The organism is Parafrankia sp. BMG5.11 (assembly GCF_004337455.1).
This window is the reverse complement of the sequence record NZ_SJXI01000027.1, coordinates 574,237-589,155: the sequence shown is the minus strand read 5'-3', so window position 1 is coordinate 589,155 and position 14,919 is coordinate 574,237. Positions and strand designations below refer to the sequence as shown.

The window sequence follows — 14,919 nt, the reverse complement described above, 5'->3', positions numbered from 1 at the left end:
CTAACGATAGGGCGCATCGGCTTCAAGGTTCGCGGCCAGCGCCCGCTCCCACTTGTCCCCGTTGGCCAGCAATTTCGCCTTGTCGTAGAGCAATTCCTCGCGCGTCTCGGTCGAGAATTCGAAGTTCGGCCCTTCGACGATGGCATCGACCGGACAGGCTTCCTGACAGAAGCCGCAATAGATGCACTTGGTCATGTCGATGTCGTAACGGGTGGTGCGGCGGCTGCCGTCCTCGCGCGGTTCGGCCTCGATCGTGATCGCCTGTGCCGGGCACACCGCCTCGCACAACTTGCACGCGATGCAGCGTTCCTCGCCATTGGGATAGCGGCGCAGCGCGTGCTCTCCGCGGAAGCGCGGGGACAGCGGGTTCTTCTCGAACGGGTAGTTGATCGTCGCCTTAGGCTTGAAGAAATACTTCAGCGTGAGGGCGTGCGCCTTCACGAATTCCCACAGGGTGAACGACTTGATGAAGTGAGCGACGCTCATCCGTACCTCGTAAGCATGAGCCAGCCCGAAACGAGCACGACGAACAGCAGCGAAACGGGCAGGAACACCTTCCACCCAAGCCGCATCAACTGGTCATAGCGGTACCGCGGCACGGTCGCCTTGACCCAGCTGAAGATGAAAAAGAACATGAACATCTTGGCAAACAGCCAGATGATTCCCGGGACCGCATAGAGCGGCGCCCAGTCAATGGGCGGCAACCACCCGCCGAAGAACAGCGTCGCGTTGAGCGCGCACATCAGGAGCACGTTCGCGTATTCGCCGAGCCAGTAGAGCGCGAAGCTCATAGAGGAATACTCGGTCTGGTAGCCCGCGACGAGCTCGCTTTCCGCTTCGGTCAAGTCGAACGGCGCGCGGCCCGTTTCCGCCATGCTCGAAATGAGGAACATGACCCACATCGGGAACAGCAGCAGGTTGAACCAGTAGCCATTGACGATGCCCAGCCCGTGGCCGCGCTGCGCCTCCACGATGGCGTTGAGATTGAAGGTGCCGGCATAGAGCACCACGCACACCAGGATGAAGCCGATCGAGACTTCATAGCTGACCATCTGCGCGGCGGCGCGCATGGCGGAGAAGAAAGGGTACTTGGAGTTCGAGGCCCACCCGGCGATGATCACGCCGTAAACACCCAGTGAACTGATCGCCAGAACGTAAAGCAACCCGACGTTGATATCGGCCAGCACCGCGCCCGAATTAAATGGGATGACGGCCCACGCCATCAGCGCGACGGTGAAGGTGACGATCGGCGCGATCAGGAACAGGCCCTTGTTCGCGGCCGAGGGGATGATCGTTTCCTGCAGAAACACCTTGAGCCCGTCGGCGAAGCTCTGGAGCAATCCGAACGGCCCGACCACGTTGGGCCCGCGCCGCAGCGCCATCGCCGCCCAGATCTTGCGGTCGGCATAGATGATCATCGCCACCGCCAGCATCAGCGGCAGCGCGATCAGCAGGATGCCGGCGATCGTCGCGGCGAACCACGCCCATTCGTAGGACATGCCCCAGTGTTGGAAGGTCTCGGTCATTCCGCGGCCTCCGCCAGCGCATCGCCGTGAAGCAGTTCATCCGAACAGCGCTGCATCACCACGCTCGCGCGGGCGATCGGGTTGGTGAGGTAGAAATCCTGGATCGGGTAGCGGATCGCACCGCTCGCCATGGCCGCGCCGGGCGTGGGCAGCGCGCCGTAGCTTGCCAGCCCCTCGACGCCGAGCGCGGGAACTGCCTCGATCATCTTCGCCTGGAGTTCGACCAGGCTGTCGAAGCCGACCGCCACTCCAAACGCATCGGCCAGCGCGCGCAGGATCGTCCAATCCTCGCGCGCGTCGCCCGGCGGAAACACCGCGCGTTCGGCGAACTGCACCCTACCCTCAGTGTTGACGTAAGTGCCGTCCTTTTCGCTGTAGGCGGCAGCCGGCAGGATGATGTCGGCGGCATGGGCACCCTTGTCGCCGTGATGACCGATGTAGACCTTCAGACTGCTCTGGAACTGCGTCCAGTCGACCTCGTCCGCGCCCAGCGCCAGCACGACCTTGGGCGCGGCTTGAACGATGTCGGCGATCCCGCCCTTCTGCGCGAAACCGAGCATCAGCCCGCCCATCCGGCTGGCGGCCATGTGGAGCACGTTGAACCCGTTCCAGCCCTCACGCTGTACCGGCAGCGCCAGCGCCGCGTCGAGCACACCCGCCGCCAGTCCCGCGCCACCGACGATCACCGCTGGGCGCTGCGCCTTCTCCAGCGCCTCGGTAACATGGCCTGGTAGGTCGTGCAGCACCGCCACATCATCGCCCAAGAATTCGGCCGGATAAGTCGTTTCCCACTTGGGTCCGACCACAAACACCTTGGCTCCGGCCTTGACAGCCTTGCGCAGGCGGACGTTCACCAGCGCCGCTTCCCAGCGCACATGGCTGCCAACGATGAGGATCGCGTCGGCGGTCTCGATCCCGGCCAGCGTGGAATTGAAATTAACCGCGGCGAGATTGTCCGCCGCATAGCTCATTCCGGTCTGCCGGCCTTCCAGCAGTGTCGAGCCCATGGCGCCGAGCAGCGTCTTGGCGGCGAACATCGTTTCACAATCGACCAGATCGCCGGCGATGGCGGCGATGCTGGCGCCCGGCTGGGCCTGGCGGATGGCGGCGAACGCCTCGTGCCAGGAAGCGGCTCGCAGCTTGCCGCCTTGCCTGATCCACACCTTGTCGAGCCGCCGGCGCACCAGCCCATCGACCATGTAGCGGCCCTTATCGCTCAGCCACTCCTCGTTCACGTCGTCATTGACCCGCGGCAGCGCGCGCAGCACTTCGCGACCGCGGCTGTCGAGGCGGATATTGGCGCCCACGGCATCGCTGACGTCGATTGACAGCGTCTTCTTCAGCTCCCACGGCCGCGCCTCGAAGGCATAAGGGCGCGAGGTCAGCGCGCCGACCGGGCACAGGTCGATCACATTGGCCGACAGTTCGTGCGTCGCTGCCTTCTCCAGATAGGTCGTGATCTGCATCGATTCGCCGCGATAAAGGGCGCCGATTTCGTCCACCCCGGCGATCTCCTCGGAGAAGCGCACGCAGCGGGTGCAGTGGATGCAGCGGGTCATGATCGTCTTGATCAGTGGACCCATGTACTTCTCGGTGACCGCCCGCTTGTTCTCGTAATAGCGCGAGCCGCCGCGGCCATAGGCCATCGCCTGGTCCTGGAGATCGCATTCGCCGCCCTGGTCGCAGATCGGGCAGTCGAGCGGGTGATTGATCAGGAGGAACTCCATCACCCCTTCGCGCGCCAGCTTGACCATCTGGCTATCGGTGCGGATTTCCTGGCCTTCTGCAGCCGGCAAGGCGCAGCTCGCCTGCGGCTTCGGCGGGCCCGGCTTCACCTCGACCAGACACATCCGGCAATTGCCCGCGATGCTCAGCCGCTCGTGGTAACAGAACCGAGGGATCTCCTTGCCGGCGAGTTCGCACGCCTGCAGCACGGTGGCGCCGTCCGGCACCTCGATTGTTTCGCCGTCTACGGTGACCTTGGGCATCAGACTTCTTTCATGCTCGCGACGGAGCGGAACGAGGCGGTCGCCAGCATGGCCCGCAGGCCCGCCGGACTGATCGACAGCGGCTTGCGCGCCTTGGCCGCCTGCGCGCACAGCGCGGCCGGCGTCGCCAGGACGTTAATGGCCGTCGTTTCCTCGGCGCTGCCGGGCGTTGTCGCGAATAATGCCGCTACCTGATCGGGCGCTGAGCGGGCGACGCACATGGCGACGCTGTCGGTGAACGAATACGTGGGTGCTGCGGGGCTTGCAGCAGCACGTGCCAGCTGCGCGTTCAGCGGCGCGCCGCGCTGCTTCATGAGCGCTTCGGCAAGAGCGCCGGCAAACGACAGGTTAGCCATCTTCAGTCGACCCTGCAGCCCCACCTTGCGGCCGCAATGATCGTTGTTGCGGATCATGGTCTGGATACCCGCGCGGTACGAGTTTGCCCGAAAGTCGCTGAGCAGCAGAGCGCTTGCCTTGTCGGTACTGCCTTCCACCACGCAAGCGGCAAATGCACTCATCGTGCGCCGCGCCATGCTGTCGCTGTCGGTAGTATAGGCATCGACCATTCCCAGCTCGCGCTCATGGTCGGGCCACGGCGCGGGCGTGTTCTCGATCTTCGGCTGCGGCTGCGGTTGCGGCGCGGCCTGCATCGCGAGGATAAGAGCGAGTCCGATCATTCCGCCGCCTCCGGCAGATTACCCGCCTCGACGATGCGGCGCTCCAGCTCCGGTCGGAAATGCTTGATCAGCCCCTGAATCGGCCAAGCCGCCGCGTCGCCGAGCGCGCAGATGGTGTGGCCTTCGACTTGCTTGGTGACCTGCTGCAGCATGTCGATCTCATCGATGTGTGCATCGCCGGTACGCAGACGCTCCATCACGCGCCACATCCATCCGGTGCCTTCCCGGCACGGGGTGCACTGACCGCAGCTCTCGTGCTTGTAGAAATAGCTGATCCGGCTGATCGCGCGGACGATGTCGGTGGACTTGTCCATCACGATCACCGCTGCGGTGCCAAGGCCGCTCCCGACTTCCTTCAGCCCGTCGAAATCCATCGGGCAGTCCATGATCTGCGCCGCCGGGACCAGCGGCACGGAAGATCCGCCAGGGATCACCGCCAGCAGGTTTTCCCACCCGCCGGTGATTCCGCCGCAGTGCTTCTCGATCAGCTCGCGGAAGGGGATGCTCATCGCCTCTTCCACCACGCACGGCCGCTCAACGTGGCCGCTGATCTGGAACAGCTTGGTGCCCTTGTTGCCCTCGCGCCCGAAGCTCGCAAACCACGCCGCGCCGCGCCGCAGGATCGTCGGCACGACCGCGATGCTCTCGACATTGTTGACCGTGGTCGGGCAGCCATAGAGGCCCGCGCCCGCCGGGAACGGCGGCTTCAGGCGCGGCTGGCCTTTCTTGCCTTCCAGGCTTTCAATCATCGCGGTTTCTTCACCGCAGATGTACGCGCCCGCGCCGCGGTGGACGAACACGTCAAAGTCGTAGCCCGAGCCAGCGGCGTTCTTGCCCAGCAGCCCCGCGTCATAAGCCTGCGCGACCGCAGCGAACAGCGTCTCGGCCTCGCGGATGTATTCACCGCGGATGTAGATGTAGGCCGCCCGCGCGCGCATCGCGAAGCCCGCGATCAGCGCGCCTTCGATCAGCTTGTGCGGATCGTGGCGGATGATCTCGCGGTCCTTGCACGAACCGGGCTCGGATTCGTCGGCGTTGATGACCAGGAAACTGGGCCGACCGTCCTTGCTCTCCTTGGGCATGAAGGACCACTTCATCCCGGTCGGGAAGCCCGCGCCGCCGCGTCCGCGCAGGCCGGAATCCTTGATCTCCTGGATCAGCGCGTCTTGTCCGCGCGCGATCAGCGCCTTGGTGTCATCCCAATCGCCGCGCGCCTGCGCCGCCTGCAGCCCCCAATCCTGGAAGCCATAGACATTGGTGAAGATGCGGTCCTTGTCAGCGAGCATCAGCCCATCCCTCCCTGTGAGAGGAAGTAGATCGCGGCGACGATGATCAACGCGATCAGGCCGAACTTCACGATCCCGGTCACCACTTTCCAGGCGATGAAGATCAGCACGATGGCGATGATAATGGTGACGATGCTCATTCCGCCCGCTCCCCCGCGGCGGCATCGGTCTTCCTCGCGTTGGCGGTCAGCGCGGCAAAGCTGGCGATCTGCGACATGGCGATCGCGATCATCGCGGCCCCCAGTGCCACGTTGCCCTCGACGAAGAAGAACACCGCCAGCCCCAGAAGGACGACTGCCATGACGGCAAGCAGCTTGCGCACGTCCATCACCACTCGCTCCGGTAATCGTGGTTTGCCGTCATCATCGCGCTCAGGTTGGTCGGCGCGCCAACCGGCTCGACCGTGTGACGCGCCGGGTCTTGCGTGCCTTCCTTGGGCTGCTGCCCGGCAGCAAGCGCATCGAGTACCGCGTCGAGGCGCTCAGGCGTCAGGTCCTCGTAATTGCCGTCGTTGATCTGGACCATCGGGGCGCTGGCGCAGTTGCCCATGCATTCGACCTCGGTCAGCGTCCACATGCCGTCGGGAGTCGTGTGACCCTTCTTCATTCCGCGCTTGTAGCAGGCGGCGAGGATGTCGTCGGACCCGCGCAGCATGCACGGGGTAGTGCCGCAGACCTGCACGTGAAAGCGGCCGACCGGCGCGATGTTGTACATCGTGTAGAACGTCGCGACCTCGAGCACGCGGATCACCGGCATGTCCAGTTCGCGCGCGACGAATTCGATCACCGGGATCGGCAGCCAGCCTTGCGTGTTCGTCTCGGCACCGACCTGGTACTGCGCCAGGAAGAGCAGCGGCATCACCGCCGAGCGCTGCCGCCCTTCGGGATAGCGCGCGACGATCTCCTTCGCTTTGGCCGCATTCTCAACGGTCCAAGCGAACGGACCCCACCGCTCGCGCAGCTCGGGCGTATCGGGTGCGGGGGCGCGGTCAGCCATTGGAACGCCTCCGATTTCGGAAATGCATGATTGTGTAGCCCAACGCCGAGAAGATCAGGGCAAATCGCAGCCAGTCTGCAAAACGATATACAGGATCGCTCAGCACGATCAGCCCTGCCAAAGCAGTACAGCCCGCGAATAGAATCGCCATCGCACGCAAGCTCACCGGTCACACTCCCCGAACACTACGTCGATCGCGCCGAGGATGGCGGTCGCGTCAGGCAGCATGTGGCCCTTCGACATGAAGTCCATCGCCTGCAGGTGGCTGAACGCCGTCGGGCGGATCTTGCAGCGGTAGGGTTTGTTGCTGCCGTCGCTGACGAGGTACACGCCAAACTCACCCTTGGGGCTTTCGGTCGCGACATAGACCTCGCCGGCCGGCACGTGGAAGCCTTCGGTGTAGAGCTTGAAGTGGTGGATCAGCGCTTCCATCGACTGCTTCATCTCGCCGCGCTTGGGCGGGGCGATCTTGCGGTCGAGGCTTTGCACCGGTCCGTCCGGCATCTCGGCGAGGCACTGCTTCATGATCCGCGCCGACTGCCGCACTTCCTCAACCCGGACCATGAACCGGTCATAGCAATCGGAATTGGTGCCCACCGGGATTTCGAAGTCCATCCGGTCATAGACATCGTAGGGCTGGCTCTTGCGCAGATCCCACGGCAGGCCAGCGGCGCGGATCATCGGGCCGGAAAAACCCCACGCGATCGCGTCTTCCTTGCTCACGACCGCGATCTCGACATTGCGCTGCTTGAAGATCCGGTTGTCGGCCACCAGGCTGATCGCATCCTCGAACAGGCGCGGCAGGCGGGTGTCGAGCCAGGTGCCGATGTCGGCCAGCAGTTCGGGGGTCGCGTCCTCGTGCACCCCGCCCGGGCGGAACCAGGCCGCGTGCATCCGCGCGCCGGAGACCCGCTCGTAGAAATTCATCAGGTCTTCGCGCAGTTCGAACAGCCACAGGTTGGGCGTCATCGCGCCCACGTCCATCACGTGGCTGCCGAGATTGAGCATGTGGTTCTTGATGCGCGTGAGTTCCGCGAACAGCACCCGCAGGTACTGCCCGCGCAGCGGCACTTCGAGGTTCAGCAGCTTCTCGATCGCGAGCACATAGCTGTGCTCCATGCACATCGGGCTGCAGTAATCGAGCCGGTCGAAATACGGCAGCGCCTGCAGGTAGGTCTTATGCTCGATCAGTTTCTCGGTGCCGCGGTGCAGCAAGCCGACGTGCGGATCGATCCGCTCGATGATTTCGCCGTCCAGCTCCATCACCATGCGCAGCACGCCGTGCGCCGCCGGGTGCTGCGGCCCGAAGTTGATCGTGTAGTTGGTGATGACCTCGTCGCCCGTGGTGGGCGAGCGTTCCATTTGCATGCTCATCGCGCGCAGTTCCAGCTTCCGGGGGCGAACGTGGTTTCACCCTGCGGACCGTTGATCGTCAGCACGGCTGAGCCAGAACCAGGCTTGACCGCCACCGAGTAGCCGTTGGCCGCCAGGGTCACGCCGTTGGCGACAACCTGCGCGGTTCCCGCAGGCGCGCCGGGCAACGAGACTTCCTTTCTGTCAATCACCAGCACGCCGCGCACGCCGGCACCTGCGGCATCGTCCGCCCCCGCCACCAACAACGAACGGCCCTGATAAACGAACGAGCATGCACCAGCGATGGCGCCAAGCGCCTTGGGGGCGGTCGGCGCCAGCGGCGTAAGCACTGACGAGCCTGTCGGCGCGACGACGGGCTGGGCATTCACCTCACCAAGCGGAGCGGCCTCGCCACCCTGCGCAGCCGCGCCGGCGCCGGTGCGCTCGGCGAAATCTTCGGCGCTTTCGCCGTTCCGCCTGTCGGAGCAGCCGGCCACCAGTGCGAGGGCACTCAACGCCACGAGAGCTTTCATGCGCCGTCCCCCTTCGGCTTGCGCGGACGACGGGCCTTGGGCTCGGTCGCGCCCGCGGTATCCTTTGCGGCTGCCTTGCGCGGTTTGCGCGCTGGCCGGTCCTCGGTGGGGTCGGGCGCGCCGGGTTCGGGCTTAGAGGTGACGACGGGCGCCGGCTCCCCCTGCCCTTGCCCCGCGACCTGGCCGATCGGGGCGGCCGGCGCGACCTTGTCGTCAGCCTTGCTGTCGGTCGGTTCGCCCGCCCCGCTAATGCCGGGTCCGGGAGTTACCTTAGGCTCGTCGACCTGCGGCGACGGTGGCGCCTTGGCGGCCTTCTCGTCGCCCGGAAGCACGTAATCCGCGCCCTCCCACGGACTCATGAAGTCGAACCGGCGCAAGTCCTGCGGCAAGTCGACCGGCTCGTACACGACCCGCTTCTCGTCTTCGGAATAGCGCAACTCGGCATAGCCGGTGAGCGGGAAATCCTTGCGGAACGGATGCCCTTCGAACCCATAGTCGGTCAGGATCCGGCGCAGATCGGTGTTGCCAGCGAACACGACGCCGAACATGTCGAACACCTCGCGTTCCAGCCACCCGGCGTTGGGCCAGAGGGTGGTGACGGTCGGCACCGGCGTGTTTTCGGCCGCGCTGCACTTGACCATGATGCGGTGGTTCTTGGTCAGGCTGAGCAGCATGTACACGCACTCGAACCGCTCAGGCCGGGCGGGGTAGTCTGCCCCGGCGATCTCCATCAACTGCTGGTATTCGTGGCCATCGCGCAGCAGCCGCAGCGCATCCTCGATGCGGTCGCGCGCCACGGTGAGGATAACCTCGCCACGTTCCTCGCGCGCCTCCAGCACCATCGCACCAAGCGCGCCGGACAGCGTTTCGACCACGCCCGAATTGGAGGCGATCTTCGGAGCGGAATGAAGAACCAGTGCCATCCTAGCGCTCGACCGTCCCTTCGCGGCGGATCTTCCGCTGAAGCTGCATCACGCCATAAAGCAGCGCTTCGGCCGTGGGCGGGCAGCCGGGCACGTAGATGTCCACCGGCACGATCCGGTCACACCCGCGCACCACGGAATAGCTGTAGTGATAGTAACCGCCGCCGTTGGCGCACGAACCCATGCTGATGACGTACTTGGGGTCCGACATCTGGTCGTACACCTTGCGCAGCGCCGGGGCCATCTTGTTGCACAGCGTTCCGGCAACGATCATCACGTCCGACTGACGCGGAGACGCGCGCGGGGCGACGCCGAACCGTTCCATGTCGTAGCGCGGCATGTTGACGTGGATCATTTCCACCGCGCAGCACGCGAGGCCAAAGGTCATCCACCACAATGAACCCGTCCGGGCCCACTGAAACAACTCCTCGGTCGACGTCAGCAGGAAACCCTTGTTGTCGAGCTCGGTCGACAGCGCGCTGGGCAGCGCCCCGTCGGGCATGCGCGAATCCGGGTGCAGCACCCAGTTTTCGCCCGGGCCGCTGACGGTCGAACCCGCGGGATTGGCCAGCTGGTGGCTGAGCGAGGGCTGGCGATCTACTCCCATTCGAGAGCTCCCTTCTTCCAGGCATAGGCAAGGCCGATAGCCAGTTCTCCCAGGAAGATCATCATGGTGATCCAGCCCGGCCATCCGGTCATGTCCAGGCTGACCGCCCAGGGGAACAGGAACGCGGCTTCCAGATCGAAGATGATGAACAGGATCGCCACCAGGTAAAAGCGCACGTCGAACGGTTCGCGCGGGTCCTCGAACGCGGGGAAGCCGCATTCGTACTCGCTGAGCTTCTCGGCATCGGGATTGTGCGTGCCCGTCAGGCGCGACACCCCCATCGGCAGGAACACGAACAGCGCCGACAGCGCGATCGCTATCCCCAGGAAGATCAGGATCGGCAGGTACTGGCTGAGATCGACCACGAGATTTCCAGTTGCGGGCCGCCCGCTTGCGCAGGCACGGACTTTCGCGCCGCCTCTAGGCCTCGCACCCTGCCCGCGCAAGGCTGCGGGCCCGCAAATTTACCCCGCAAATGTCAGCTTACTTCATCATCCCCTTGATCGCCTTGATCGTCGCCGGGCCATACGGGGGCTTGATCCCGCCCAGCTTGGCCACGTCCACTTTGGGCTGGGTATAGACGCTGCGGGCGTGACTGAATTCGCGGAAGCCTTCGATCCCGTGATAGCTTCCCATGCCCGATGGGCCGACCCCGCCGAACGGCAGGTCCTCCATCGATACGTGGAAGACCACGTCATTGACCGTCACGCCGCCCGAGATCGTCCGGGTAAGCACCTTCTCGCGTTCTCCCGCATCGTCACCGAAGTAGTACAGTCCGAGGGGCCGGTCGTGCTCGTTGACGTAATCGATCGCCTCATCGATCTGCTTGTAGGTCTTGACCGGCAGGACTGGCCCGAAAATCTCCTCCTGCATCGCCTTCATGTCGTCGGTCACGTTGCGCAGGATCGTCAGCGGCATCTTGCGCGCATTGGCCGACGAGAAGTCCTCCTCTCCCGGATTGACCTCGATCACTTCGGCGCCCTTCTCGCGCGCGTCGGCGACCAGCCCCTGCAGACGTTCGAAATGCCGGTCGGATACGACGCTGGCGTAGTCTTCGTTATCGAGCAGCTTGGGGTACATATTGTGTACGCCCAGTTGGACGGCGGCGACCGCGCCTTCCTCGATGTCTTCGGGGACATAGAGATAATCGGGCGCCAGGCAGATCTGCCCGGCGTTCATCATCTTGCCCATGGCGATGCGCTCGCCCGCCTTGGTGAGGTCCGCGCCCTTCCCCATGAACACGGGACTCTTGCCGCCTAGTTCCAGCGTGACCGGGACCAGGTTCTTGGCCGCCGCCTCCATGACCTTGCGCCCGGTAGCGGTGGAGCCGGTGAACACCAGGTGGTCGAACGGTAGCTCTGAAAAGGCATGTGCCACCTCGGGACCGCCCAAAACAACTGCGCACTCCGCTTCGTCGAACCGCTTGGCGACCAGTTCCGCCATCAGCGCGCTGGTGCGCTCGGTGAATTCGCTGGGTTTGATCATCGCGCGGTTGCCAGCGGCGAAGACCTGCATCAGCGGCCCGAAGCTGAGGTTCACCGGGAAGTTCCACGGCGCGAGGATGCCGATGACGCCCTTTGGTTCGTATCGCAGTTCCGCCTTCGCGCCGAGCAGGCCGAGGGGGAACTGTACCTTGCGCTTTTCGGTCCGCGACCACTGTGAAAGGTGCTTCAGGCAATAGCGGCCGAACCCGATCGTGCCGGCGATGTCGGTGATCATCGACTGATGCGGACTGCGATTGCCGAAGTCGGCGCTCATCGCCTGACACAGTTCCTCGCCGTGCTCCTTCAGCAGCGCCATCGCCCGCTCGATCCGGTCGCGGCGGACGGACAGGAGCTCGGGCCGAGCGGCGGTAAAGGCGCTGCGTTGCTTTTGCAGCAGCGCGTGGAGCTGGTTCGTGCGGTTTTCAGCCATGCTTGCTCTCCGTTGTCCTTTGCCACTGACGTTCGGCGATTATCCCGCCCTTGGCAAGCGGCGTGGGATGGCGCTGTCCTACAGCCAGTTCGATGTGCCATCGCACCAGGATGCGCGCTGGGACAATCTCCTTCGAACACCCCGAAAAGGCGTTAACTTAAGGCAGCGCGGTTTTGCGCCAGAACAGTGTGACACGTGTGACACTTCGTCCTTCGCGACCCTTGAGGTCGCTGGATTGCCATTGCCGCAGTGCAACATTAGATCGGCGTCGCACGCACATCAGAAAGGCTTGTCATGCCCACCTTCTCCGCCGCCGATCCGGTCGTGATCCTGTCCTACGCCCGCACCCCGATGGGCGGTATGCAGGGCGCCTTGTCCGATGTCTCGGCGACCGATCTTGGCGCGACCGCCGTCAAGGCGGCCGTTGAGCGTGCGGGTGTTGCAGGTGAAGACATCGAGCGGATCTATATGGGCTGCGTCCTGCCCGCAGGGCTGGGTCAGGCTCCTGCCCGCCAGGCGGCGATCAAGGCGGGGCTGCCCACATCGGTCCAGGCGACCACCGTCAACAAGGTCTGCGGCAGCGGGATGCAGACGGTGATCATGGCGAGCGAGGCGATCGCCGCCGGCTCGCTGGACGTCGCGGTGGCCGGTGGCATGGAGAGCATGACCAACGCCCCGTACCTGCTGAAGAAGCATCGTTCGGGTGCGCGCATCGGCCACGACACGGCGTATGATCACATGTTCCTCGACGGGCTGGAAGACGCCTATGACCAGGGCCGCGCGATGGGCACCTTCGCGCAGGATACCGCCGACGAGTACCAACTGACCCGCGAACACCAGGATGACTACGCGGTCGAGTCTCTACGCCGCGCCAACGAGGCTATCACCGGCGGTGCCTTCGCTGAGGAGGTGGTGCCGGTACTGGTGAAAAGCCGCAAGGGTGACGTTACGGTCGACACCGATGAACAGCCGCCCAAGGGCAACCCCGACAAGCTGCGCCAGCTCAGGGCGGCATTTGCCAAGGACGGGACGATCACCGCCGCTTCGTCCAGCTCCATCAGCGACGGCGCCGCTGCGGTGGTGCTGGCGCGCGAAAGTGTCGCCAAGGACAAGGGCCTTGCCCCGGTCGCCCGGATCGTCGCGATGGCCGCGCACGCGCAGGCGCCCAAGGACTTCACCACCGCTCCGGTCGGCGCGATCGGCAAGGTGCTGGACAAGGCCGGCTGGTCAAAGGACGAAGTCGATCTGTTCGAAATCAACGAGGCGTTCGCCTGCGTGGCGATGTTCGCCATCAAGGATCTCGGTCTCGATCACGCCAAGGTCAACGTGCATGGCGGGGCGACCGCTCTGGGCCATCCCATCGGCGCGAGCGGGACGCGGATCATTGTTACCCTGCTCAACGCACTCAAGCAGAAAGGCTTGAAGCGTGGGGTCGCATCGCTGTGCATTGGCGGCGGCGAGGCAACCGCCGTCGCGGTGGAACTGGTCTAAAGCTCGGCCGAACCCCACAACCGGTCGGCGCGGATGAACCCGCGCCGGCCGCCGATGTCGATTTCGCACCAACCGGCCTCGCAGTCCTCGATCTCGCCGACGACCCCGGGCTCGGCATTCCAACGCGTCTGGGCGCCATCCGATGGTTTGGCGCGAATGGCGGCGAGGCCCTTGCCGATCACGATCCCGCCGCGCTCCTTGCTCAGCAGGTTGGCGGTTACCCACCCTTCGTCCCCAGCGGGATCCTGGACCAGCCGCCAGCCCTCGTGAACGCGGATCACCTTGAGCGGCAGGCCGACCCGGTGATAAATCCACCGCACCGGGTAATCGCGGCCGGGCCCGGCGCGCAGGTTGAGCGTCTCGGCCTTTACCGAGGCCCAGTACGGAACCTCGCGTTCCTGTCCGACGACGGGGGCGGCGATCAGCACGAGAGCGGCAAGGAGTATGAAGCGCATGACCAGCAGCGATAGCCTCACCAGCCGCCGCGCTTCAAGCACCGTCGCCGCCACGGCTGGGTGCTTGACCACCACGCCGGAGCGGGTAGCTCGTTGAATCATGAGCGAACGCCCCACCCCGCGCCGCACGGCGAAGCCCAAAGTGGCGGTCACGCGCCACCTGTTGCCCTCGATCGAAGCGCGGATGGCGGAGCTGTTCGATGCCACCTTCAACGAAGCGGACGCGCCGCTGACCCGCGACGAACTAGCCGACCGGATGCGCACGGCGGACGTGCTGGTACCAACCGTCACAGATCGGATCGACGCCGCTCTGATCGCCGAAACGGGACCACAGCTCGGCCTGATCGCCAGCTTCGGCGCTGGCATCGACCACATCGACCTCGCCGCGGCGAGAGCGAAGAAGATCATCGTCACGAACACCCCCGGCGTGTTCACTGACGATACCGCCGATCTGACGATGGCGCTCATCATCGGCGTGCCGCGCAGATTGCGGGAAGGAACCGCGCTGATCCGGCGCGGCGAGTGGAGCGGCTGGGCGCCCTCGACGCTGCTGGGCCGCAAACTGGGCGGCAAGGTGCTTGGCATCGTTGGCATGGGGCGGATCGGCCAGGCAGTGGCATGGCGGGCACGCGCGTTCGGTTTGACGATCCGCTATCACAACCGCCACCGGCTGCCGCAGGCGGTCGAGAGCATGTTCGGAGCGGAATACGTCGACAACCTCGACGTTCTGCTGCGCGAGGCCGACATCGTCACGCTTCACGCGCCCGCGACGGAGGCGACCCGCGGCTTGTTGAACGCAGATCGCATCGCGGCGATGAAGCCGGGCGCGACGATCGTGAATACCGCCCGGGCGGACCTGATCGATTACGAGGCGATGATCGCAGCGCTGGAAAGCGGTCACCTGGGAGGGGCCGGGCTGGACGTCTATCCCGAGGAGCCGACGGTCGATGCCCGGCTCGTTGCGATGCCCAACGTCATCGCCCAGCCGCACATTGGAAGTGCCACGATCGAAGGGCGCGAGGCATCGGGCGAGAAGGTCATCGCCAACATTCGCTTCTGGGCTGACGGGCATCGTCCGCCTGATCAGGTGCTCGAGGGCCTGGTCTGATCTGCGCACCGAGCCGGCGCCCAAAACAGCCATAATTGTCTGGCGCGCCGCCGCCACCCTCC

The 14,919-nt window shown here is 64.9% G+C and carries 17 protein-coding genes and 1 pseudogene; 2 read left to right on the top strand and 16 right to left on the bottom strand.

All coding sequences use genetic code 11. The features are described from left to right. From nuoI to E0504_RS20775, 15 genes and pseudogenes are all read right to left on the bottom strand, one after another. Entirely contained in the window at positions 1-486 is a 486-nt protein-coding gene (gene nuoI, locus E0504_RS20835) for an NADH-quinone oxidoreductase subunit NuoI (protein WP_131625628.1), read from the bottom strand. After that, positions 483-1,526 carry an NADH-quinone oxidoreductase subunit NuoH gene (gene nuoH, locus E0504_RS20830; protein ID WP_131625627.1) on the bottom strand — a complete coding sequence of 348 codons (1,044 nt, stop codon included), beginning with the start codon at positions 1,524-1,526 and terminating at the stop codon, positions 483-485. The genes nuoI and nuoH overlap by 4 nt, the downstream gene beginning before the upstream one ends. After that, positions 1,523-3,514, bottom strand: coding sequence for an NADH-quinone oxidoreductase subunit NuoG (gene nuoG / locus E0504_RS20825; RefSeq protein ID WP_131625626.1), 1,992 nt, complete (start codon positions 3,512-3,514; stop codon positions 1,523-1,525). The genes nuoH and nuoG overlap by 4 nt, the downstream gene beginning before the upstream one ends. Further along, positions 3,514-4,191 (bottom strand): hypothetical protein, encoded by a 678-nt coding sequence (locus E0504_RS20820; protein WP_131625625.1) that lies wholly within the window; start codon positions 4,189-4,191, stop codon positions 3,514-3,516. Before E0504_RS20820 ends, nuoG begins: the two co-directional genes overlap by 1 nt. Beyond that, a complete protein-coding gene (nuoF, locus tag E0504_RS20815; protein WP_131625624.1) occupies positions 4,188-5,477 on the bottom strand; it encodes an NADH-quinone oxidoreductase subunit NuoF in 1,290 nt (429 codons plus the stop codon). The genes E0504_RS20820 and nuoF overlap by 4 nt, the downstream gene beginning before the upstream one ends. Then, positions 5,477-5,617: a hypothetical protein gene (locus E0504_RS50455; RefSeq protein ID WP_165938568.1), complete on the bottom strand. Its 141-nt coding sequence runs from the start codon at positions 5,615-5,617 to the stop codon at positions 5,477-5,479. The genes nuoF and E0504_RS50455 overlap by 1 nt, the downstream gene beginning before the upstream one ends. Then, complete coding sequence (locus E0504_RS20810) at positions 5,614-5,805, bottom strand: hypothetical protein (protein WP_131625623.1); 192 nt, start codon at positions 5,803-5,805, stop codon at positions 5,614-5,616. Before E0504_RS20810 ends, E0504_RS50455 begins: the two co-directional genes overlap by 4 nt. Next, positions 5,805-6,473: an NAD(P)H-dependent oxidoreductase subunit E gene (locus tag E0504_RS20805; protein ID WP_131625622.1), complete on the bottom strand. Its 669-nt coding sequence runs from the start codon at positions 6,471-6,473 to the stop codon at positions 5,805-5,807. The genes E0504_RS20810 and E0504_RS20805 overlap by 1 nt, the downstream gene beginning before the upstream one ends. After that, a complete protein-coding gene (locus tag E0504_RS50450; RefSeq protein WP_165938567.1) occupies positions 6,466-6,639 on the bottom strand; it encodes a hypothetical protein in 174 nt (57 codons plus the stop codon). The genes E0504_RS20805 and E0504_RS50450 overlap by 8 nt, the downstream gene beginning before the upstream one ends. After that, positions 6,636-7,847 (bottom strand): NADH-quinone oxidoreductase subunit D, encoded by a 1,212-nt coding sequence (locus E0504_RS20800; RefSeq protein ID WP_131625621.1) that lies wholly within the window; start codon positions 7,845-7,847, stop codon positions 6,636-6,638. Before E0504_RS20800 ends, E0504_RS50450 begins: the two co-directional genes overlap by 4 nt. Next, a complete protein-coding gene (locus E0504_RS20795; RefSeq protein ID WP_131625620.1) occupies positions 7,844-8,359 on the bottom strand; it encodes a hypothetical protein in 516 nt (171 codons plus the stop codon). Before E0504_RS20795 ends, E0504_RS20800 begins: the two co-directional genes overlap by 4 nt. After that, positions 8,356-9,282 (bottom strand): NADH-quinone oxidoreductase subunit C, encoded by a 927-nt coding sequence (locus tag E0504_RS20790; protein WP_131625619.1) that lies wholly within the window; start codon positions 9,280-9,282, stop codon positions 8,356-8,358. The genes E0504_RS20795 and E0504_RS20790 overlap by 4 nt, the downstream gene beginning before the upstream one ends. Before the next feature lies 1 nt (position 9,283). Next, the gene (locus E0504_RS20785; protein WP_207974575.1) at positions 9,284-9,784 is read right to left on the bottom strand and encodes an NADH-quinone oxidoreductase subunit B family protein; all 501 of its coding nucleotides are present in this window, start codon (positions 9,782-9,784) and stop codon (positions 9,284-9,286) included. A gap of 95 nt (positions 9,785-9,879) precedes the next feature. Then, positions 9,880-10,254, bottom strand: coding sequence for an NADH-quinone oxidoreductase subunit A (locus E0504_RS20780; protein WP_131625618.1), 375 nt, complete (start codon positions 10,252-10,254; stop codon positions 9,880-9,882). Positions 10,255-10,372: 118 nt separating this feature from the next. After that, a pseudogene (locus tag E0504_RS20775) lies at positions 10,373-11,818 on the bottom strand (coniferyl aldehyde dehydrogenase); the annotation flags it as partial. A gap of 279 nt (positions 11,819-12,097) precedes the next feature. Between E0504_RS20775 and E0504_RS20770 the strand changes: the two are divergent. Beyond that, positions 12,098-13,294, top strand: a complete 1,197-nt coding sequence (locus tag E0504_RS20770) for an acetyl-CoA C-acyltransferase (RefSeq protein WP_131625616.1) — start codon at positions 12,098-12,100, stop codon at positions 13,292-13,294. On the opposite strand, the gene E0504_RS20765 is transcribed toward E0504_RS20770, so the two are convergent. Then, positions 13,291-13,803, bottom strand: coding sequence for an SH3 domain-containing protein (locus tag E0504_RS20765; protein ID WP_207974552.1), 513 nt, complete (start codon positions 13,801-13,803; stop codon positions 13,291-13,293). The two genes, E0504_RS20770 and E0504_RS20765, sit on opposite strands and share 4 nt — an antisense overlap. 46 nt (positions 13,804-13,849) lie before the next feature. Between E0504_RS20765 and E0504_RS20760 the strand changes: the two genes are divergently transcribed. After that, complete coding sequence (locus tag E0504_RS20760) at positions 13,850-14,857, top strand: D-glycerate dehydrogenase (RefSeq protein WP_131625615.1); 1,008 nt, start codon at positions 13,850-13,852, stop codon at positions 14,855-14,857. Positions 14,858-14,919: the final 62 nt, after the last annotated feature.